This is a genomic window from Collinsella sp., from assembly GCF_052346665.1.
Classification (GTDB): Bacteria; Actinomycetota; Coriobacteriia; order Coriobacteriales; family Coriobacteriaceae; genus Collinsella.
Window position 1 is genome coordinate 1 of sequence record NZ_DAWDUX010000042.1, and the last position, 19,368, is coordinate 19,368.

The 19,368-nt window shown below is 64.5% G+C and carries 15 protein-coding genes; 8 read left to right on the forward strand and 7 right to left on the reverse strand.

Annotated features, from left to right (window positions below):
* The first annotated feature begins 51 nt into the window (after positions 1-51).
* Complete coding sequence (locus tag ACT8II_RS07835; protein WP_302741657.1) at positions 52-1,134, forward strand: 6-phosphofructokinase; 1,083 nt, start codon at positions 52-54, stop codon at positions 1,132-1,134.
* Positions 1,135-1,139: 5 nt separating this feature from the next.
* Here the strand turns inward: ACT8II_RS07835 and ACT8II_RS07840 are convergent, their stop codons facing one another.
* Positions 1,140-1,844 (reverse strand): response regulator, encoded by a 705-nt coding sequence (locus tag ACT8II_RS07840; RefSeq protein ID WP_118653543.1) that lies wholly within the window; start codon positions 1,842-1,844, stop codon positions 1,140-1,142.
* Complete coding sequence (locus ACT8II_RS07845; RefSeq protein ID WP_294123673.1) at positions 1,837-4,572, reverse strand: sensor histidine kinase; 2,736 nt, start codon at positions 4,570-4,572, stop codon at positions 1,837-1,839. Before ACT8II_RS07845 ends, ACT8II_RS07840 begins: the two co-directional genes overlap by 8 nt.
* Positions 4,573-4,893: 321 nt before the next feature.
* Between ACT8II_RS07845 and kdpA the strand changes: the two genes are divergently transcribed.
* The 5 genes from kdpA to ACT8II_RS07870 all read left to right on the forward strand — a co-directional run bounded on the left by kdpA (position 4,894) and on the right by ACT8II_RS07870 (position 12,914).
* The gene (kdpA, locus tag ACT8II_RS07850; protein WP_443813659.1) at positions 4,894-6,717 is read left to right on the forward strand and encodes a potassium-transporting ATPase subunit KdpA; all 1,824 of its coding nucleotides are present in this window, start codon (positions 4,894-4,896) and stop codon (positions 6,715-6,717) included.
* Positions 6,718-6,733: 16 nt separating this feature from the next.
* Positions 6,734-8,788, forward strand: coding sequence for a potassium-transporting ATPase subunit KdpB (gene kdpB / locus ACT8II_RS07855; RefSeq protein ID WP_443813661.1), 2,055 nt, complete (start codon positions 6,734-6,736; stop codon positions 8,786-8,788).
* A gap of 12 nt (positions 8,789-8,800) precedes the next feature.
* Complete coding sequence (gene kdpC / locus ACT8II_RS07860; RefSeq protein ID WP_443813663.1) at positions 8,801-9,391, forward strand: potassium-transporting ATPase subunit KdpC; 591 nt, start codon at positions 8,801-8,803, stop codon at positions 9,389-9,391.
* A gap of 245 nt (positions 9,392-9,636) precedes the next feature.
* Entirely contained in the window at positions 9,637-11,004 is a 1,368-nt protein-coding gene (locus ACT8II_RS07865) for an FtsX-like permease family protein (RefSeq protein ID WP_443813664.1), read from the forward strand.
* A gap of 302 nt (positions 11,005-11,306) precedes the next feature.
* Positions 11,307-12,914 carry a CTP synthase gene (locus ACT8II_RS07870; protein ID WP_443813666.1) on the forward strand — a complete coding sequence of 536 codons (1,608 nt, stop codon included), beginning with the start codon at positions 11,307-11,309 and terminating at the stop codon, positions 12,912-12,914.
* A 257-nt stretch (positions 12,915-13,171) separates the two neighbouring features.
* Here the strand turns inward: ACT8II_RS07870 and ACT8II_RS07875 are convergent, their stop codons facing one another.
* From ACT8II_RS07875 to ACT8II_RS07885, 3 genes are read right to left on the reverse strand one after another with little or no spacing between them, the layout of a single operon-like run.
* Entirely contained in the window at positions 13,172-14,365 is a 1,194-nt protein-coding gene (locus ACT8II_RS07875) for an ABC transporter permease (RefSeq protein ID WP_443813667.1), read from the reverse strand.
* Entirely contained in the window at positions 14,352-15,542 is a 1,191-nt protein-coding gene (locus ACT8II_RS07880; RefSeq protein ID WP_443813668.1) for an ABC transporter permease, read from the reverse strand. Before ACT8II_RS07880 ends, ACT8II_RS07875 begins: the two co-directional genes overlap by 14 nt.
* A 9-nt stretch (positions 15,543-15,551) precedes the next feature.
* Entirely contained in the window at positions 15,552-16,535 is a 984-nt protein-coding gene (locus ACT8II_RS07885) for an ATP-binding cassette domain-containing protein (protein ID WP_443813669.1), read from the reverse strand.
* A 163-nt stretch (positions 16,536-16,698) separates the two neighbouring features.
* Here ACT8II_RS07885 and ACT8II_RS07890 point away from each other — a divergent pair, with 163 nt between their 5' ends.
* Both ACT8II_RS07890 and ACT8II_RS07895 read left to right on the forward strand, forming a co-directional pair.
* Positions 16,699-17,580 carry a helix-turn-helix domain-containing protein gene (locus ACT8II_RS07890; protein WP_443813671.1) on the forward strand — a complete coding sequence of 294 codons (882 nt, stop codon included), beginning with the start codon at positions 16,699-16,701 and terminating at the stop codon, positions 17,578-17,580.
* The gene (locus tag ACT8II_RS07895) at positions 17,580-18,005 is read left to right on the forward strand and encodes a desulfoferrodoxin family protein (protein ID WP_443813673.1); all 426 of its coding nucleotides are present in this window, start codon (positions 17,580-17,582) and stop codon (positions 18,003-18,005) included. The genes ACT8II_RS07890 and ACT8II_RS07895 overlap by 1 nt, the downstream gene beginning before the upstream one ends.
* A gap of 158 nt (positions 18,006-18,163) precedes the next feature.
* On the opposite strand, the gene ACT8II_RS07900 is transcribed toward ACT8II_RS07895, so the two are convergent.
* Positions 18,164-18,769, reverse strand: coding sequence for a hypothetical protein (locus ACT8II_RS07900; RefSeq protein WP_443813675.1), 606 nt, complete (start codon positions 18,767-18,769; stop codon positions 18,164-18,166).
* Positions 18,678-18,896 carry a hypothetical protein gene (locus tag ACT8II_RS07905; RefSeq protein WP_443813677.1) on the reverse strand — a complete coding sequence of 73 codons (219 nt, stop codon included), beginning with the start codon at positions 18,894-18,896 and terminating at the stop codon, positions 18,678-18,680. Before ACT8II_RS07905 ends, ACT8II_RS07900 begins: the two co-directional genes overlap by 92 nt.
* Positions 18,897-19,368 lie beyond the last annotated feature (472 nt).

Here is a 19,368-nt window from a genome sequence, read left to right on the forward strand (position 1 = left end):
CCGCGCTCGCCGCCCTTCAGGCGGCGTGTGCCATGAGCGTGAGGGGTACCTATGGTGCGAATCGGCCTTCTGACGAGCGGTGGCGACTGTCAGGCGCTCAACGCCACCATGCGTGGCATCGTAAAGACCGTCGTCAACCTGTCGACGGAGCCCGTTGAGATCTACGGGTTCGAGGACGGGTACCAGGGCATGATCTACAAGCGCTATCGCAAGATGGCACCGGTCGACTTCAGCGGCATCCTCACGCGCGGCGGGACCATCTTGGGCACGAGCCGCACGCCCTTCAAGCGCCTCGACACGCCCGAGGCCGACGGTGTGGACAAGGTCGCCGCCATGAAGGAGACCTATCGCGAGCTCAAGCTCGATTGTCTGTTTATGCTGGGCGGAAACGGCTCCACCAAGACGGCCAACCGCTTGCGCGAGGAGGGTCTCTCCGTCATTGCCCTGCCCAAGACCATCGACAACGACACCTGGGGCACCGACCTTACCTTTGGCTTCACGAGCGCGGTCGAGATCGCCACCAAGTGCATCGACGACATCCACACCACCGCGAGCAGCCACGGACGCGTCTTCGTGATCGAGATCATGGGCCATAAGGTGGGTTGGATTCCGCTGTACGCCGCGGTTGCGGGCGGTGCCGACGTCTGTCTGATTCCCGAGATCCCCTACGACATGGACAACGTGATCGCCGCGATCAATCGCCGCATGCAGGCCGGTGCCCGGTTCACCATCATCGTGGTCGCCGAGGGCGCTATCTCGCGCGATGAGGCGACGCTGTCCAAGAAGGAGTACAAGAAGCTCGTCGCGGCGCGCACCTCTCCGTCCATCGTCTACGACATCGCGCGCGAGATCGAGGCCCGCACCGGTCGCGAGACGCGTGTGGCAATCCCCGGTCACACGCAGCGCGGAGGCCAGCCCGATGCGCAGGACCGCGTGTTCGCCACGCAGTGCGGCGTCGAGGCGGCTTTGGGTTTCCTGGAGGGGGAGAGCGGCTTTATGGTCGCGCAGCGCTCTGGCAAGATGTGCCGCGTGCCGCTGGAGGAGGTCGCCGGCAAGCTCAAGTACGTCGACCCCGGCAGCGACCTGGTGCACGAGGCGCGTTCCCTGGGCATCTCCTTTGGCGACGAGGCCTGATCGGACTAGAGTCGCTGCATGCGGTAGCCCACGCCCACGTGCGTCTGGATCATCGTCGGGTGCGAGGGGTCGGCCTCTATCTTCTTGCGTAGGGTCCGCATGAACACGCGAAGACTCGCGATGTCGCTATCCCAGCTCGTCCCCCAGATTTCGCGCGTGATGAACGTGTGCGTGAGCACCTTGTCGACGTTTTTCGCCAAAAGCACGAGGAGCTTGTACTCGGTGGGCGTGAGCGAGAGCCGCTCGCCGTCGAGCTCGGCGTACCCCGCGGCATAGTCGATATGCAGGCCCCCGTTGTCGAAGGTGCTCGACTCGACGGAATCGGCCGCGGGCATGGCCGAGCGTCGCAAGTTGGCGCGCACGCGGGCGAGCATCTCCTCCACCGAGAAGGGCTTCGTTAGGTAGTCGTCCGCGCCGGCGTCGAGCGCGCCGATTTTATCCGAGTCTTCGGTGCGTGCCGAGATGACGATGATGGGCACCGCCGACCAGCTGCGGACCTTGGATATGACGTCCACGCCGTCGATGTCGGGCAGGCCGAGATCGAGCATGATGAGGGCGGGGTTGCGCGAGGCGGCGTCCAAGATGGCCGTCTCGCCATTCGTCGCCGCCTCGACGTCGTATCCATGCAGGCCGAGCGCGGTCGTCACGAGATTGCGGACCGCCGGGTCGTCCTCGACCACGAGTATGTTTGAGCGTGTGCCGTCATTCATGGATCTCGATCTCCTCGGCGGGAAGGGTGAAGCGGAAAACCGCTCCATGGGGGTGGTTGTCATGCACTTCGATGGTACCGCCATGCGCCTCTACAATCGAGCGGCACAGCGACAGCCCGAGCCCGAAGCTGCGATGGGAGTCCACGGGCAGCGCTTTGCTCGAGATGAAGAAGCGGTCGAAGACGTGCGGTTTGTCGCAGTCGGCCACGCCCGGCCCGTCGTCGGCGACCTCGACAACGACGAAGGCCCCGGCCCTTCGCGCGCCCACCGTCACGGTCGAGCCCTCGGGCGTGTACTTGAACGCGTTCACGACGAGGTTGGTGAGGACCTGCATGATGAGGTGGACGTCTATCTTTACCAAGAGGAGCTCGTCCGTATGCGCGGCGACGACCCGGTGGCCGCGCGCCCCGCGCGCGACATGGCCGAGGGCGGCGGCTATGACCTCATCCATGAGCTCCGAGGTGAGGTTGAGGTGCATGCCCGCATCCTCGACGCGCGTGATGGCGAGGAGGTTCTCGACGGTGTCGATCAGCCAGAGCGAGTCGTCGTAAATGGCGTCCGCGAGCTCGAGCCGTTTCGCGTCCCCGAGTTTCTCCCCACCATCGCGCAGCACGGCGGCAGATCCCGAGATCGCGGTGAGGGGCGTCCTCAGGTCATGGCCGATGGATCTAAGCAGGTTGGCGCGCAGCTGCTCGTTTTTGGCGAATACGGCGGCCTCCTCCCGCTCCCGCGCCGCCTTGTCGCTCTCGAGGGCGAGTGCGCACTCGCCGACGATCGACAAGACGATGGAGTGCTCGAACGCCTCGAGTCCGCGCCCCTTAAGATCGATGCCCACGACGCCGAACACCTCGTTGCCTGCGCGCACCGCAAGGTAGAGGCATTGCGCCTCTGGCAGGGTGTGAGTGCTCGCCCCAGCGTGCTTGTTGTTGTTGAAAGTCCACGTCGCCACGGCGCGCTCGTATTCGGTGAGCAGGGACGTGCGGTGGTCTTCGGCCCCGGCGCTCTCATACAGCGGCTCTCCGAGCAGGTCGCCGTCTGCGGGGTAGAAGACGACGTCGAGCCTGAGGAGCTTCACGAGCTGGCTCATGGCGATGCGCGCTCGTGCCTGGGGTCCCTGGGCCCGCTGCAGGAGCTGGTTGGTTTCGAGGAGCACGCGGGTCCTGAAGGCGTTTTTCGCCGAGGTACGCGCGTTGTCGGTGAGGCGCGCGGTGAGTTCGGCTGCCACCATTGCGGTCGCGAACATGATGACGAAGGTCACGAGGTAGCTTCGGTCGTAGCTGTCGAATGAGAACAGCGGCGTCACGAAGCAGAAGTTGTAGAGCACCACCGAGAGGATGCTCGACACGATGGTGCAGACGCGCCCCGTGGTCGTGACGGCCGTGAGCAGGGCCGTGAGGATGTAGAGGGAGATGATGCTCGAGTCGGCGAACCCGAGTCCGCGGAATGCGGTGCCAACTGCCGTGGCGATGGCGGATAGGCCCAGCGTGAGCAACATGTCCCGCCTGCTCGGCAGATGAGGTTCCGAGGCCGTTGGCCGGTCCTGCCCCCGCCTGGCCGGAACCGGCTGATCGGGGATGATGTAGATGTCGAGGTTCGGCGCGATGGCGATCAGCCTCTCCACGAGCGACTTGCGCCCGAAGAGCGCGTGATGCAGGCCACGCGCCTCGCCGGTGCGCCCCATGACGATCTTCGAGATGCCGGACAGTCGCGCGAACTCGGCGATCTGAAAGGCGATGTCGTCCCCATACACCGTTTCCACCTGCGCGCCGAGCTGTTCGGCGAGGGCGCTGTTCGATGAGAGGCGGGCACGTTCGTCCTCGTCCATGGTCTGGGTTCGCGGACTCTCGACGAATAGGGCGACGAGTTCGCCGTGGAAGGCCTTCGACAGCCGCGCGGCCGCCCGCACGATGCGCGGGTTCGTGGGGGCGGGGGAGAGGCAGACCAGGATGCGCTCGCTGGTGTAGTAGTCGCGGTTGCCGAGCACGCGCGCGGCGTCGGCGAGGCGCCCGGTGCGGTCCGCGCATCTGCGGAGGGCGATCTCGCGCAGCGCCGTGAGGTTCTCGATGCTGAAGAAGTTGCGCTGCGCGCGGTCGGCCTGCGCCGCGCGGTACACGAGTCCGGCCTTGAGGCGCTCGAGCAGGTCCTCGGGCTCGATATCCACGAGCTCGACCTGGTCGGCGTCATCGAAGACGCGGTCGGGGATGCGCTCGCGCACGACGACGCCCGTGATGGAGGCCACCATGTCGTTCAAGCTCTCGATGTGCTGGACGTTGACCGTGGTGTAGACGTCTATGCCGGTGCGCAGGAGCTCCTCGACATCTTGATAGCGCTTTTCATGGCGGCACCCCGGTGCATTGGTGTGCGCGAGTTCGTCGACGAGGATGAGCTGCGGCGCCCGGGCCAGGGCAGCGTCGAGGTCGAATTCCGCGAGTTCGATGCCGTTGTGCTCGATGGCCATATGCGGGATGCGCTCGATGCCCCGCGACAGGCGCGCCGTTGCGGGGCGCTCATGAGGTTCGATATAGCCGGCGACGACGTCCACGCCGCGCCTCTTGGCGGCGTGTGCGGCCTGGAGCATGGCGTAGGTCTTGCCCACGCCCGCGGCGTACCCGAAGAAGATCTTGAGGTGCCCTCGACGTCCGCGGCGCTCCTGTGTGTGGGCGTCCTGTTCGAGCGCTCTGAGCAGGAGGTCGGGGTTAGCCCGTACGTCGGATGCAGTGCGTGACATTGCGAGGCCTTTCTCGCCGGTGTGGATCGATTGCGGCGGTGGGATGGGCCGCCTCGAGCATGCGATGAGTATAGGGCTCCGTTCGGGGCGCCGCATCCGTCCAGCTGCATCTTTACGGCATCTTAAGGCCGGAGGGCATCACTCTAACACCGTTTTAATCCGCTTCGCCGTTTACTGTTCCCAGGCACTCGGGGAAGGGTGCCACCCGTGATTCTCGGAAGGAGCGGTTACATGAATGTCCTGATCCCGATCATAGGCATCACGTGCATCGGCCTGTTGATCTACTACATTTATATTTTGATGAGGAGTGATTCGTAACCCATGAGCGCTGCAATTCAGTACATCCTGTACTTCGCCGTGCTCGTCGTTTTGGCCATCCCGCTCGGTCGGTTCATGGCCCGTGTCATGGACGGCGAGCATACCTTTTTGTCACCCGTGCTCGCACCCGTCGAGCGGGGCGTCTATCGCCTGCTCCGCATTGACTCGCATGAGCAGATGGGCTGGAAGCGCTACCTGGTGAGCGTCCTCGCCTTCTCGGGTATCGGGCTCGTGGTGCTCGTCGCGCTCCAGATGCTCCAGGCCGTCCTACCGGGCAACCCGCAGCACCTGCCGGGTGTGTCGTGGGACCTGTCGTTCAACACGGCGGCCTCCTTCATCACCAACACCAACTGGCAGTCCTACTCCGGCGAGACCACCCTGTCCTACCTCGTGCAGTTCATGGGCCTCACCGTGCAGAACTTCGTCTCCGCCGGTACCGGCATCGCGGTCATGTTCGCTCTGATCCGCGGTTTCCGCCAGGTCAAGGAGCAGGGTCTGGGTTCCTTCTGGGTCGACCTCACCCGCACCGTCCTGTACGTGCTCATCCCGCTGAACCTCGTGTTCGGCATCTGCCTGGCTGCCGGTGGCGTCATCGCCAACTTCCAGCCGGCTCAGAAGGCTGAGCTCGTAGAGCCCGTTGCCGTTCAGCCTAATGCAGACGGCGGCTGGAGCGTCATCGACGACGCCCAGATCGAGGGAGACACGGTCAAGGTCGACGGCAAGGTTGTCGAGGACGCGCGCGTGGTCACCGAGCAGTTCCTGCCCCAGGGCCCCGCGGCTCCTCAGGTCGCCATCAAGCAGTCCGGCACCAACGGCGGCGGCTTCTTCGGCGTGAACTCCGCCCATCCGTATGAGAATCCCAGCGCCTTCACCAACATCATCGAGATGACCAGCCTGCTGCTGATCCCGGCCGCCTGCTGCTTCACCTTCGGCATCGGCGTCAAGAACACCAGGCAGGGCAAGGCCATCTTTGCCGCCATGCTCATCCTGCTGGTGATCTTCACCGGCGTCATCGCCGTCAACGAGCATGTGGGTACCCCGCAGCTGGCCGATGGCGGAGCGGTCAACATCGAGATGACCGACGGCCAGGCCGGCGGCAACATGGAGGGCAAGGAGAGCCGCTTCGGTATCGCCGCCTCCTCCACGTGGTCGGCTTACACCACCGCCGCCTCCAACGGCTCGGTTAACTCCATGCACGATTCCTACACCCCGCTGGGCGGTTTTGTCCAGATGCTCCAGATGGCCCTGGGCGAGGTCGTCTTCGGCGGCGTGGGCTGCGGCCTGTACGGCATGATCGGCTTCGCCATCCTCACGGTGTTCATCGCCGGCCTCATGGTCGGGCGCACGCCCGAGTTCCTGGGCAAGAAGATCGAGCCGGGTGAGATGCGCTGGGCAGTTGTCCTGTGCCTGGCAACCCCGTTTGCCATTCTGGTGTGCTCGGGCATCGCCTGCATGGTGCCCGGTCTTGCCGACCAGCTCAACAATGGCGGCGCGCACGGCTTCTCCGAGGTGCTGTATGCCTTCATCTCATGCGGCGGCAACAACGGCTCGGCGTTTGCAGGCATGAACTGCAACATTCCCTGGATCAACGTCATGCTCGGCCTCGAGATGCTGTTCGCCCGCTTCATGCCCATCGTCGGTACGCTGGCCATCGCCGGCTCGCTGGCCAAGAAGGGTAAGGTCGCCGAGAGCGCCGGTACCCTGTCCACCACCAACGGTATGTTCGTATTCCTGCTCGTGTTCATCGTTCTGCTGATCGGTGCCCTGAGCTTCTTCCCGGCCCTGGCGCTTGGCCCCGTTGCCGAGTTCTTCCAGATGATTGCGTAAAGGAGGGCGCAGATTTATGGCTATGCAAAAAGACATGATGGGCCGCGCGGTCCGCGACTCGTTTGCCAAGCTGGATCCTCGCGTCCAGATTCAAAACCCGGTCATGTTCCTGGTGTGGCTTTCCGCCGTCATGACCTCCGTCCTGGCCGTCGCTTCCGTCTTCGGTGTGCAGGACGCGGGTGTGCCCACCTACTATGTGGTCGCCATCGCGGTCATCCTGTGGCTCACCGACCTGTTCTCGAACTTCGCCGAGGCGCTTGCCGAGGGCCGCGGTAAGGCTCAGGCCGACTCCCTGCGTGCGGCCAAGAAGGATGTCGAGGCCCATCGCATCGAGTCCGTTGAGGACAAGGAGCACTTCACCGTCGTTCCCGGCACCGAGCTCACGCGCGGCGACCTGGTGATCGTACGCGCCGGCGAGCAGATCCCGGGCGACGGCGACGTCATCGAGGGAGCCGCCTCCGTCGACGAGTCCGCCATCACCGGCGAGTCCGCCCCCGTGGTCCGCGAGGCCGGCGGCGACCGCTCTGCCGTCACCGGCGGCACCACGGTGCTGTCCGACTGGATCATCGTCAAGATCTCCAGCGAGCCCGGCCAGAGCTTCCTGGACAAGATGATCGCGATGGTCGAGGGCGCCGCGCGCAAGAAGACCCCTAACGAGATCGCCCTGGAGATCTTCCTGGTGGCCCTCTCCATCGTCTTTATCTTGGTCACGCTGGCCCTCTATTGTTACTCCTGCTTCTCGGCCGGCCTTAACGACATGGCCAACCCCACGTCCGTGACCACGCTCGTGGCGCTGCTCGTGTGCCTGGCTCCCACCACCATCGGCGCGCTGCTGTCCGCCATCGGCATCGCCGGCATGAGCCGTCTGAACGAGGCCAACGTGCTGGCCATGTCCGGCCGCGCCATCGAGGCCGCCGGCGACGTCGACATCCTCATGCTCGACAAGACCGGCACCATCACCCTGGGTAACCGCCAGGCTTCCGAGTTCATCCCGGTCGACGGCGTCGATCCCGCGGAGCTGGCCGATGCCGCCCAGCTCTCCTCGCTGGCCGACGAGACGCCCGAGGGCCGTTCCATCGTCGTGCTCGCCAAGGAGCAGTTCGGCCTGCGCGGCCGCACGCTCGAGGACAAGGGCATGGAGTTCATCCCGTTCACCGCGGCGACGCGTATGTCCGGCGTGAACTACGAGGGCAACGAGATTCGCAAGGGCGCTGCCGATTCCGTGCGCGCCTACGTGGAGGCGGCCGGCGGCGTGTTCTCCGCCGAGTGCGACGAGGTCGTCGAGCGCATCGCCAAGGCCGGCGGCACCCCGCTGGTCGTGACCAAGAACCACCGCGTGCTGGGCGTCGTGTACCTCAAGGACATCATCAAGTCCGGCGTCAAGGAGAAGTTCGCCGACCTGCGCAAGATGGGCATCAAGACCATCATGGTGACGGGCGACAACCCGCTCACGGCGGCTGCCATCGCGGCCGAGGCCGGCGTTGACGACTTCCTGGCCGAGGCCACCCCCGAGGGCAAGCTCGAGAAGATCCGCGAGTTCCAGCGCGAGGGCCACCTGGTCGCCATGACCGGCGACGGCACCAACGACGCGCCCGCCCTGGCCCAGGCCGACGTGGCCGTGGCCATGAACACGGGCACCCAGGCTGCCAAGGAGGCCGGCAACATGGTCGACCTCGACTCCAGCCCCACCAAGCTCATCGAGGTCGTGCGTATTGGCAAGCAGCTGCTCATGACCCGCGGTTCGCTCACGACCTTCTCGGTGGCCAACGACGTGGCGAAGTACTTCGCTATCATCCCGGCCCTGTTCTCGCCGATCTACCCGGGCCTTGGAGCGCTCAACATCCTCGGTCTGGCAAGCCCGCTGTCCGCGGTTCTTTCGGCCATCATCTATAACGCGCTTGTTATCGTCGCGCTGATCCCGGCCGCGCTGAAGGGCGTTAAGTACCGCGAGGTCCCGTCCGGACAGCTGCTGACTCACAACCTGCTCGTGTGGGGTCTGGGCGGCATCGTTGCCCCGTTCGTATTCATCAAGCTCATCGACATGCTGCTCGCGTTCTGCGGCATTATGTAAGTGGAGGTTTGTATGTTCAAAGGTGTTGCATCGCGTGCGCTGGGTGTGTTCGCTCTGTTTACCGTTGTCTGCGGCTTGGGCTATACGCTCGTCGTGACCGGCATCGCCCAGGTTGCGTTCCCGTATCAGGCGAACGGTTCGCTCATCAAGGTCGACGACAAGATCGTGGGCTCCGAGCTGATCGGCCAGAGCTTCGAGGATGAGGACCACATGTGGGGCCGTATCCAGAACGTGACTATCGTCGAGGGGGAGGACGGCGGGCTCATGGCCTACGGCGCTCCGTCCAACTTCTCTCCAGCGAGCGAGGAGTACCGGCAGCTTGTGGACGCGCGCGTCGAGAAGATTCGCGCCGCCAATCCCGACGCCGGCATGGATGCCGTGCCCGTCGACCTGGTGACGTGTTCCGGCTCAGGGCTCGACCCCGAGATCTCTCCCGATGCTGCCGAGTACCAGGTACCGCGCCTGGCAAAGGCTACCGGCAAGAGCGAAGGCGAGGTGCGTGACATCATCGCCCAGTGCACCAAGGGCCGATTCCTGGGGGTCTTCGGCGAGCCCACAGTCAACGTGCTCAAGGTGAACCTCATGTTGGACGGCGTGCTGTAGACGGCGTTTTCGACTAGAGATGCTTGCATGCCCCCGGTGCGGCCGCGCCGGGGGCATGCGCATGCCAGGAGAAATCTGCCTGTGCCGACGCGAGTCCGGAACGTGTGCGGGCGCTCGGATTTGATGCGGCGGCGCACGTTCGGGCAACCTTACGGTTTTGTTCGCCGCATGTAAGCAGAATCGATGGCGGGGGAGCGCAGCGCCCGCGAGAATGGGTGCGGTAATAACCCTTGGAAGGACCCGCCATGCAGCTATATCTCAAACTCGCCGTCGGCAACGTGCGCCGCAGCGCCCGTGACTACTCGGTGTATTTCGCGACGCTCGGTTTCGCGGCGTGCCTGCTGTACTCGTTCGTTGCCTCGACCGACCACGTGCGCACCATGGGTCTCTCGCCCGAGCAGATGGGCGTGCTGGGGAGTGCGGGCGACGTGCTGCAGGCGTTCTCCATCTTCACCGTGCTCGTGTTCCTCTTCTTGGTGCGGTATGCCAATCGGTTCCTGCTCCGCCGGCGCAAGCGCGAGTTTGCGTTGTACGAGCTGTGCGGCATGGGGCGCGGCGCGGTGTCGGTCGTGCTCGTGGCCGAGACGGCGCTCGTGGGTGCCGGCGCGCTGGCGTGCGGTTTGGCGGCGGGCGCGTGGTTGTCACCCGCATTCGGCGCGATTGCGGCCTTCGTGTTCAACGTTCCCTGGCGTCTCTCCTTCACGTTTTCGGCAAGTTCCGCCCTGTGGACCGGGTCGTGCTTTGCGGTGGTGTTCGCGTTCAACGCCGTCGACGGCGCCCGCGATGTGGTACGTAGACCCCTCATCGATCTTTTGGCCGCCGATCGCGCGCCCGAGACCATGCGTTTGGGCGAGCGCGCACTTCGGGCGGGACAAGGTGTGCTTGCGGCTTGTCTGCTCGCGGTGGTATGGGGCTCGTGCGTGTTTCAGCCTGTGTACTTCATCGCGTTCATTATCCCCATGGGACTTGCCGCATGCTTCGCCACGGCACTTGTCGCCCGGCTGGGTGTGGCACGATGGGCAGCGCATGCGCGCGCATCGGAGAGTCGGTACTGGGACGGGCTGCGTGCGTTCACTGTTCGTCAGGTTGAGGCGCGGGTTTCAAGCTCCTCGATGGCGCTGGCTTGCGTATGCGTGCTCATTGCCGTGGGGTTGTGTATGATGGTGGCCGGCTTCGCGTTCAGCGTGGGGTTGCGGACGCCGGAGATGCTTTCGAGCGGCATTGCCGCTTCGATGGCGCCCATCGGTTACATTGGGATCTTCTACGGAGCTGTTTTCCTGCTGAGCGCAGTCGCGGTTTTGGCGCTGCAGCAGCTCTCGGGTGCGGAGGACGCGCGTCGGGCGTATCGTGTGCTCATGCAACTCGGGTGCGAGCATGCGGACATGCGTCGTTCGTTGCGGTCGCAAGTTCGGCTGTATTTCGTCGCGCCTCTCGTCGGCGCGCTCATCCACGACGTGTTCGGTTTGTTCCTCGTGGGGTTCCTCACGTTCGCGCTCGGCGTGCAGGGCTTCTTCGCCATTGTGGGCGGTGTTCTGACGTTCGTCGTTGTCTTGATGGGGGTGTATGGCCTGCTTACCGCCCGTGCGGTGGAACGCACGGTGCTGAAGGCGTGACGGGCGGCCGCGCGCGATTGCGAGGTCGTGCGCGAGCTCTCGTTGGAGTGTCGGTTTCTTGCCGGCTCCGTTCTCCGGCCGTCGCGTATTCCCGTGCCCCCCAATGGAGGGGCCGTTCCCAAATCGAGGAGTCGTATGCCGCCGGCTGTTCTAAACTGCGTTCCAAATCTTAGACGGCCTTGCGTTTCAAGTCCGTGAATTCGACATGCTCTTCATCGCCCGAGCTGGCTGGTAGTACACTGAAATCCCGTGGAAGCGCCGGACTCCGGTGCAGATTTCGACGGGAAGTGCAGGTAAACACCATGACAAAGCATATATTCGTGACCGGTGGCGTGGTCAGTTCGCTGGGTAAGGGCATCACCGCGGCATCGCTGGGGCGTCTGCTCAAGGCGCGCGGCTACCGGGTGACTATGCAGAAGGCCGATCCGTATCTTAACGTGGACCCGGGTACCATGAGCCCGTTCCAACACGGCGAGGTGTTCGTCACCGAAGATGGCTACGAGAGCGACCTCGACCTCGGCCACTACGAGCGCTTCATCGACGAGAACCTCACGCGCGACTCCAACTTCACCACGGGCGCCATCTACCAGGACCTCATCGCGCGCGAGCGCCGCGGCGACTTCCTCGGCGGCACGGTGCAGGTCATCCCGCACGTGACGAACGCCATCAAGGCCAAGTTCCGCGGCGTCGAGGAACAGACGGACGCCGACGTGGTCATCACCGAGCTCGGCGGCACGATCGGCGACATCGAGGGCCAGCCGTTCGTCGAGGCCATCCGCCAATACAAGAAGGACGCGGGGGCCGAGAACGTCTGCTACATCCACGTCTCGCTCGTGCCCTATATCGCGGCGGCCCACGAGGTGAAGACCAAGCCGACGCAGCACTCCGTCAAGGAGCTGCGGAGCTTCGGCATCCAGCCCGACATCATCGTGCTGCGCAGCGACCATCATATCGAGGACGACGTGCGCGCCAAGATCGCCTCGTTCACCGACGTGGACGTGGATTGCGTGTTCACCTGCGAGGACGCCCCGTCCATCTACGACGTGCCGCGCATGATGGCCGAGCAGGACTTCGACCTGCGCGTCTGCGAGCGCCTGGGGCTCGATCCGCGCGAGCGCGACATGGCGGATTGGGAGAGGTTCCTCGCCGCGAAGGACCATGCGGAAAACGAGGGCGACCCCGTGAAGATCGCACTCGTGGGCAAGTATACCCAGCTGCCCGACGCGTACCTCTCCGTCATCGAGGCGCTGCGCCACGCGGGCACGCATCTGGGCAAGCACGTGGAGGTCGAGCTCGTCGATGGCGAGGCACTCTCCGATGACAACGTCGAGCAGGTGCTGGGCGACGCGTCGGGCATCCTCGTGCCGGGTGGCTTTGGCAAGCGCGCCTTCGACGGCAAGATCACCGCTGCCCGTTACGCGCGTGAGCACCAGGTGCCGTATCTGGGTATCTGTCTGGGGATGCAGGTCGCCGTGTGCGAGTTTGCGCGCGACGTGCTGGGATATGCGGACGCGAGCTCATCCGAGTTCGACCCGCAGTGCGCGCACGCCGTGATCGACTTGCTCGACGAGCAGGAGGGTGTGACCGAGAAGGGCGGCACCATGCGCCTGGGCGCGTATCCGTGCGCGCTCGTCGAGGGCACACTCGCTGCGGAGGCGTACGGCGAGGCGCTGGTGCGCGAGCGTCATCGTCATCGTTACGAGTTCAACAACGCGTATCGCGAGGAGCTGGAGGCGGCCGGCTTGGTCGTGTCCGGCACGAGCCCGGATGGCGAGCTGGTCGAGATGGTCGAGCTGCGCCGCGATGCGCACCCGTGGTTCGTCGCCACGCAGGCGCACCCCGAGTTCAAGAGCCGCCCCACGCGCCCGCACCCGCTGTTCCGTGAGTTCGTCCGCGCGGCTGCGGAGTAGGCGTGCCACGTTCTCAAATAGGGGACAGGCACTCATTTGAGACCCAAGGGGCTGCAGGTGAACCACGCCTGCAGCCCCCTTCCGTGCGTAAGGGCGACTCCACCTCAATTTGGGGACAAGCACCAAATTGAGGCGGGGCGACTAGCTGCGAGGCGGCACGGGGTGCGGCATCCGCGCCCCGTGCCGCCGCCCCAAAGACGCGCCCATCCCGAATCTCAGGTGAAAGGGGCTTTGGTTTCGGTGAGCGTCCACGCTTTTCACCTCTCGCTGACGCGCAGGCGGGCTGCCACGAGGCCAGCGGACGTGATGGCGGCGGCGAAAAGTACGATGATGCCGAGGTCTATCCCGACGGCTCCGATAAGCTGCGGCGTCATTGACGGTGCCTCGAGCGAGCGAGTTACGGCGTCGTACATCCAGAAGGTGGGGGAGAGTCGCGCTGCAGTTTGGACGACAGGCCCCATGAGCGACAGCGGGACCCACGCCCCTCCCAGAAACGACATGACCATGCCGCCGAGGTTGGCGATGGCGTTGAGTGCCTCCTCGCGCAGGCCGCATTGCGTGAGCGTGTAGGCGAGTGACAGCGGGACCACCGAGAACGCGAGAAACGATATGAGGGCAAGGCAGATCTGGGGTGCGAGCTGCGCGAACGACGCGGCTGCTCCGGATGTCGCGATACCCACCACGGCGACCCAGGCGCATACACTGAGCGTCAGCGCGGCGCATCCCGCGATGCTCTCAAGGCCCGAGCGCCAGCTGCTCACCGCCGACGCGAGCTGCCTGCGACGTACCTCTGGCTCGCTCATCGCCGCAAGGACGACACCGGCGATGACGACGACGGACGAGGTTACCGTGTAGGAACTGAAGGTGAGGTAGAACGCCAAGCGCGATGCGGCTGAGCCTTCTTGCGTTGCCTCGATGGACTCGACGTTTGCCCTGATGCCGGCGAGGTTCTGAACGTTTGCCACGACTTGACTGATATTCATCTGCGGGTCGATGGCCGTTTGGGAAGCGATGAGCGACGCCATGCGGCTCGCACGCCGACTTGCCAGCGCCGCCGCCTGCATGTTGCTTCCCGCCGCGACCTCGAGCGCGGGCAGTTCGCGTCCGGAACGCGCCGAGTCGATCAGATCGTCGCCAAACTCAGCAGGGGCGATAAGCACCGCATCGACGCGGCCGGAGGCGAGGGCGGCTTGGAGTGCGATCGACTCGTCTTTGCAGGGTACGAGCTCATCGGTCTGAGCAAGGGCGTCTTGCATCCCACGCGAAACGGCCGAGTTGTCGCGGTCGATCCACGCGATCCGGGCTCTGGCGCCCTCGGTCTCGCTTGCTTGCACTCCGCCGTCCACCTCACCCATGAGAGCAACGCCCATCACGGACAGAAAACCGATGTAGATCACAATGTATATCGGGTGTCTGAGGGCGATGGTGAGCGCTCGTTTAGCGATGTTCATGCGCGGACCTCCTCAAGAGCCACGTCGCCCCCGACAACAGCGCAACGGCGATACCGCAGCAGGCAAGAAGGCGAAGCGTAAACGGGACGAGCGTGTCGTAGTAATAGACGCTGTAGAACATGTCTCGGATCAGGCAGACCGGGTTGAGCCAAGCCGCTGCGGGACACGCGCGGACAACGGCATCGGCAAGCTCCATGGCGGGCGCGCCGTAGAGGCCGGCGAAGAGCGACAGCAGACATGTCACCGCCGTGAGCAGGCCGCTGCGCGAATCTTTCTCGAGCCTGCCGGGAAGTGCCCCCACCACGGCGCCGATACCGCAGGAGAGTAAGCTGGCCGCTGTGGTCCCTGCAAGGCAGAGCGCCTCGCGCCCGCCGAAGTCGATATGCGCGGTAAGGCAGATGTAGCCGAACGCGATGGCGAGAAACGCGCTTGAAACCGCCCAACATGCGCCCACGGTGGGAATGAGCAGCCGCATGCGGCTCGTGCCGGAGACGGCACGGCGAGCGCCCTCTGCGGATGCCATGGGCTGCAGACGCCACACGTGCTCCTCGGCGAGCTGGGCAGCAAACATCGAGGCCATGCCGAGCAGGGCGTAGTAGTAGATCACCATGGCGTCCGGCTGGGCGTGCGTAAGGGAGACCTCGCGCACGGGGACGTCGAGCGAAAGCGCCCGTTCGACCGCTTCGGCATCTGCGAGCGCCGCGGGATTGCTTGCGGTGGCCTGCTGTATGAGTGCTTCGCTCTGGAGGTAGCTCGTCACGATGGACTCGATGATCGAGCGGTTCACGTCGTAGGACGTATCGCCGCCGGCGCCGCTGCCGGCGGGGGAGAGGATTACGCGGGGCGTGCGTTCGGAAGGTTCGACCAGATACACGCCGTCGACCGCGCCTTGCTCGAGCAGATCGCGCGCCTCCTGTTCGCTTGTGACGGCATGCAGCGCGATGAGGGGTTCATCGGCCTCCGCCAGCGTTTCGACCACGGTCGAGAACGGCGATGCGTTCCAGGAGTCGTTAGCCACCACCGCCACATCGATCGCCTCAATGGAGGTCTTCGCGCGCATGGGCTCGAACATGAAGTTGAAGACCGTGGCGAGGATGATGGGAAAGATGAGCGTCCATACGACGGCGCTCGGCGTGAGTAAGAGCCTGCGTATCGTCGTTTTGAAGGTGGTCCACATATCCGCCCCCTAGTCGCGCAGCTCGCGGCCGGTGATTTCGAGGAACACGTCGTTCAAGGTGGGCGGGGCGCACGTGATGCGGCCCAGTCTCGCCTTGCTCGCGCGTAGCGCTGCGAGCGCGTCGGTGAGATTGTGTTCGCTCGCCTCGCACGAGATGGTGAGCAGGTTGCCGTCGAGCACGACGTCGATCACGTGGGGCAAGGATCGCAGACGATCAAGCTCACGCTCTGGAAGCGCGACGCAAGTCCTCGCTTCGTCTGCGACCCCGTGTGGGTTCTTCGTCTCTTCCAATTCCACCAGGATGCGCTCGCCCGTGCGAATCGAGCGCTTGAGCTCGTCGCAGGTGCCCTGGGCGAGAGCGCGGCCGTGATCCATGATCATCACGCGGTCGCAGATCTGCTCGACCTCTTCCATGTAGTGGCTCGTGTATACCACGGTCGCCCCCTCGGCGCGCAGGCGCTGGATGCCGACGAGAATGGCGTTGCGGCTCTGCGGGTCGACCGCCACGGTGGGTTCGTCGAAGAAGACCAGGTCGGGTTTGTGCACAATACCGCAGGCGATGTTGAGACGGCGCAGCAGGCCGCCCGACAGCTTCCCAGGGCGGAAACGCGCGAATTCCTCGAGCTCCACGAACTCGATGGCCTCCTCGACCAGCGCGCGCCTGCGTGCTCGTTCGCTTACGTAGAGCGAGCAGAAGTAATCGATGTTCTCCTGCACGGTGAGCTCATCGAAGACGGCCACCTGTTGCGGCACGATGCCGATGCGGCGTTTGAGGTCGTAGCGGGTGGGTGCCATCGGCTCGCCGAACAGCCGAATGCTGCCCCGGTCGTAGGCGAGCAAACTGAGCATGCAGTTGATACTCGTGGTTTTACCCGATCCGTTGGGTCCCAGCAGGCCGAAGATCTCGCCCGCGGCGACGTGCAAGTCGAAGTGATCGAGCGCGAGCAGCTCGCCGTAGCGTTTTACGAGCCCGTCGACGGCGATGATGTCCATTGCCTCCTCCATTCCACCTCAGTTTAGGGACAGTCCCCAAATTGAGGTTTTCGATTCCGTGTTTGCTGCAAACATGGTGCCTGACATGCTGAAATGACGGTAGTGACATTTGTCACGACTTGGTTTCACCTGCCGTAACTTGCTTTTGCTACCATGGGAAACCATGAAACGAATCGTCGACATACTGGTTGTTTTCGCTGCATGCGCGGTGTCGTTCGTTGTGCGTTCGACGCTCGACGCCGGGGTCGTGGGCGCTGCCGGTGCTGGTGTGCTGCTGCCATTTGGGGACATTGCAGACTCTGTCCCGGCGGTCGCTTGCTTGCTGGTTGCGGTCATCGCGGTGTTGGGATGTGAATGGGCGAGGAGCAGGTGGCGCTTGCTGGCCCCCGTGCTCTTTTGTGCGCTCTCTGCGGTCGTGCCCGAGGGACTGTTTCTCATGCCCGCGGTCGTCTACGAGCTGTGCCGTTTCATCCGGGATCCTTTGCCTTGGCGCGCGGCGCCTCTAGCGGTGCCCATTCCGTTTGCCTGTGCCGCCGCGGTACACCATGTGCCCGCGGGGACCATCGTGCTCAGTGCGGCGCTGTGCGCCCTTGCCGCTCTCGTCTCCGTGCGTACGAGTGCATTGCTCGCCCAGCGCGACCTGCGCCATCGGGCGTGGGATGAGTATCGAGAGCGCGAACTGGTTGCGGCGGGAGACTTCTTGGCAAGCGGCCGTGCTGATTCAGGCCGCCTGGACAACGAGGTTGCTGCCTGCTTTGCCGAAAGTTCCGCTTTGGATGCCGTGCCGGTAGGTTCAATCGGGCATCTGCATCCTGCCACCTCTTTACCCGATGAGCGCTGCCGAGCGGCCTTTCCCCAGCTCACTGAACGTGAATACGAGGTGGTCGCCCTCATCGCCGAGGGGCTTGACAACCATGAGGTCGCTGCTGCGGCGTTCTTGAGCGAAGGTACGGTCCGCAACCGTATCAGCTCGGTGCTCCAAAAGACAGGCTACGCGAATCGCACACAGCTCGCTGTCGCCTGGTGGCGGGCGCGCGAGGGTTGATGGTGAAATACGCCAACCGCGCGGGCAACATGCTTCGTTCGAAGTTCTACGTGTGCCCCATCTGCGGCAACGTCGTGCACGCGATGGGCGAGGGGTCGTTCTCGTGCTGCGGCGTCACGCTGCTGCCGCAAGAGGCGGAGGACGCCTCCGAGGATGTCGGGCACGCCTTCACGGTCGAACGCGTCGATGCCGATTGGTACGTGACGCTCGACCACCCCATGACCAAGACCCATTTCGTGAGCTTCATCGCCTATGTGACGCCGGATACGGTTCGGCTGAAGAAGCTCTACCCCGAGCAGGCCGCCGAGGCGCGCTTCGCCATGCGCGGCGGCGGCTGGATGTACCTGTACTGCAATCGCCACGGCCTGTTCCGGATGAAGACCCCGCGTGTCGAGCGCGCTCATACACCGCGGTTACCTTTTTAATGCGTCCGCCTACCTCAATTTGGGGACAGGCACCAAATTGAGGCGGTCAACGGCCGGCGCGACGCCCGCGTGCCTAGCATCTCTCGTGCATGCAAAGATGGGCCGCCACGAGTCACGCGGATTTCAGAAAAGTGCCTGCCTCTTTTTGAGAAGTAGCCCTAGGCGCCCCAGACCTCCTCGGCGATGCCGCGCACGAGCGCGATCTTGGCCCACTGCTCGTCCTCGGTGAGCTTGTTGCCGATCTCGCAGCTGGCAAAGCCGCACTGCGGGGAGAGGCAGAGGTCCTCGAGCGGGACGAAGCGCGCGGCCTCGTGGATGCACGCGATCACGGCGTCGCGGTCCTCAAGCTCGGGGCGCTTGGTGGTCACCAGGCCGAGGACGACCTTCTTGCCCGGCGCCACGTGCGCGAGCGGCTCGAAGCCGCCGGAGCGCTCGTCGTCGAACTCCAGGTAGAAGGCGTCGACGTTCTCGCGCGCGAACAGGATGGGGGCCACCAGGTCGTACGGGCCACTCGAGGCGTGGGTGGAGTGATAGTTGCCGCGGCACACGTGCGTGGTGACGGCCATGTCGGCGGGGCGTCCCTCGAGCGCGAGGTTGTTCACGCGCAGGTACTTCTCGGCCTCGGCCTCGGGCGTGGAGCCGGCGGCGCGGATGCCCGCCTGGAAGTGCTCGTCAACGAGCGCGCCCCAGGTGCAGTCGTCGAGCTGCAGGTTTCGGCAGACCGGCGGCCTTCTGCTTGGCGACGAGCTCGGCGATGCAGGCATTCTCGACGCGGGCGAGCCCGGCGTCGTCGAGCGTCCCCGCGGCGTGTGCGGCTCGGGCCTCCTTGAGCGCCTCCGGGCGCAGGAAGCTGCCGACGACGTCGAATCGGGTGGGTGCGATGGCGGCCATGATGGGTTCCTTTCGGTAGGTGCGATATCTGATGAAAGGAGTATGCGGAACGCGCATCCGATTGGGAAATACTTAAAGCAATGCAACTACGATAGGAAGAATCTATGGGACTGGGAGGGTGACGAAGGCTTGCGATCCGGGGGCGTCACGGGATATGCGTGCATATGGCCTCGATGAACGCCTTCCCATAGCGGGAGAGGCGGGTGTCGCGCCGCGTGACGCTGCCGCACGAGGCCACCTCGACGATGTATCTGAGTTGTTGGAGTTTCACCGGGTTCCCTTCCGCTTGCAACTGACCGTGCCGTGCATCTCGTAACGGTTTCGACATATTACGACACTCCGACGCTGCCGCGAGCCGATGCGTGAAGCTATCTGTTAGCATTTCAACACTTTACTGAAAGAAAGCGCAACGCGAAATGACGGAGGACATATATATGGCGGTTGACGGCAACAAAGCAACGGCGGCGCGGAC

What these genes read in the sequence shown, in the direction of transcription:
- ACT8II_RS07870 (WP_443813666.1), top strand. Translation starts at nt 11,307, where the DNA reads ATGACAAAGCATATATTCGTGACCGGTGGCGTGGTCAGTTCGCTGGGT.
- ACT8II_RS07865 (WP_443813664.1), top strand. Translation starts at nt 9,637, where the DNA reads ATGCAGCTATATCTCAAACTCGCCGTCGGCAACGTGCGCCGCAGCGCC.
- ACT8II_RS07900 (WP_443813675.1), bottom strand. Translation starts at nt 18,769, where the DNA reads ATGCCTGCATCGCCGAGCTCGTCGCCAAGCAGAAGGCCGCCGGTCTGC.
- ACT8II_RS07845 (WP_294123673.1), bottom strand. Translation starts at nt 4,572, where the DNA reads ATGTCACGCACTGCATCCGACGTACGGGCTAACCCCGACCTCCTGCTC.
- ACT8II_RS07885 (WP_443813669.1), bottom strand. Translation starts at nt 16,535, where the DNA reads ATGGACATCATCGCCGTCGACGGGCTCGTAAAACGCTACGGCGAGCTG.
- ACT8II_RS07880 (WP_443813668.1), bottom strand. Translation starts at nt 15,542, where the DNA reads ATGTGGACCACCTTCAAAACGACGATACGCAGGCTCTTACTCACGCCG.
- kdpA (WP_443813659.1), top strand. Translation starts at nt 4,894, where the DNA reads ATGAGCGCTGCAATTCAGTACATCCTGTACTTCGCCGTGCTCGTCGTT.
- ACT8II_RS07835 (WP_302741657.1), top strand. Translation starts at nt 52, where the DNA reads ATGGTGCGAATCGGCCTTCTGACGAGCGGTGGCGACTGTCAGGCGCTC.
- ACT8II_RS07875 (WP_443813667.1), bottom strand. Translation starts at nt 14,365, where the DNA reads ATGAACATCGCTAAACGAGCGCTCACCATCGCCCTCAGACACCCGATA.
- ACT8II_RS07905 (WP_443813677.1), bottom strand. Translation starts at nt 18,896, where the DNA reads ATGGCCGCCATCGCACCCACCCGATTCGACGTCGTCGGCAGCTTCCTG.
- kdpB (WP_443813661.1), top strand. Translation starts at nt 6,734, where the DNA reads ATGGCTATGCAAAAAGACATGATGGGCCGCGCGGTCCGCGACTCGTTT.
- ACT8II_RS07840 (WP_118653543.1), bottom strand. Translation starts at nt 1,844, where the DNA reads ATGAATGACGGCACACGCTCAAACATACTCGTGGTCGAGGACGACCCG.
- kdpC (WP_443813663.1), top strand. Translation starts at nt 8,801, where the DNA reads ATGTTCAAAGGTGTTGCATCGCGTGCGCTGGGTGTGTTCGCTCTGTTT.
- ACT8II_RS07895 (WP_443813673.1), top strand. Translation starts at nt 17,580, where the DNA reads ATGGTGAAATACGCCAACCGCGCGGGCAACATGCTTCGTTCGAAGTTC.
- ACT8II_RS07890 (WP_443813671.1), top strand. Translation starts at nt 16,699, where the DNA reads ATGAAACGAATCGTCGACATACTGGTTGTTTTCGCTGCATGCGCGGTG.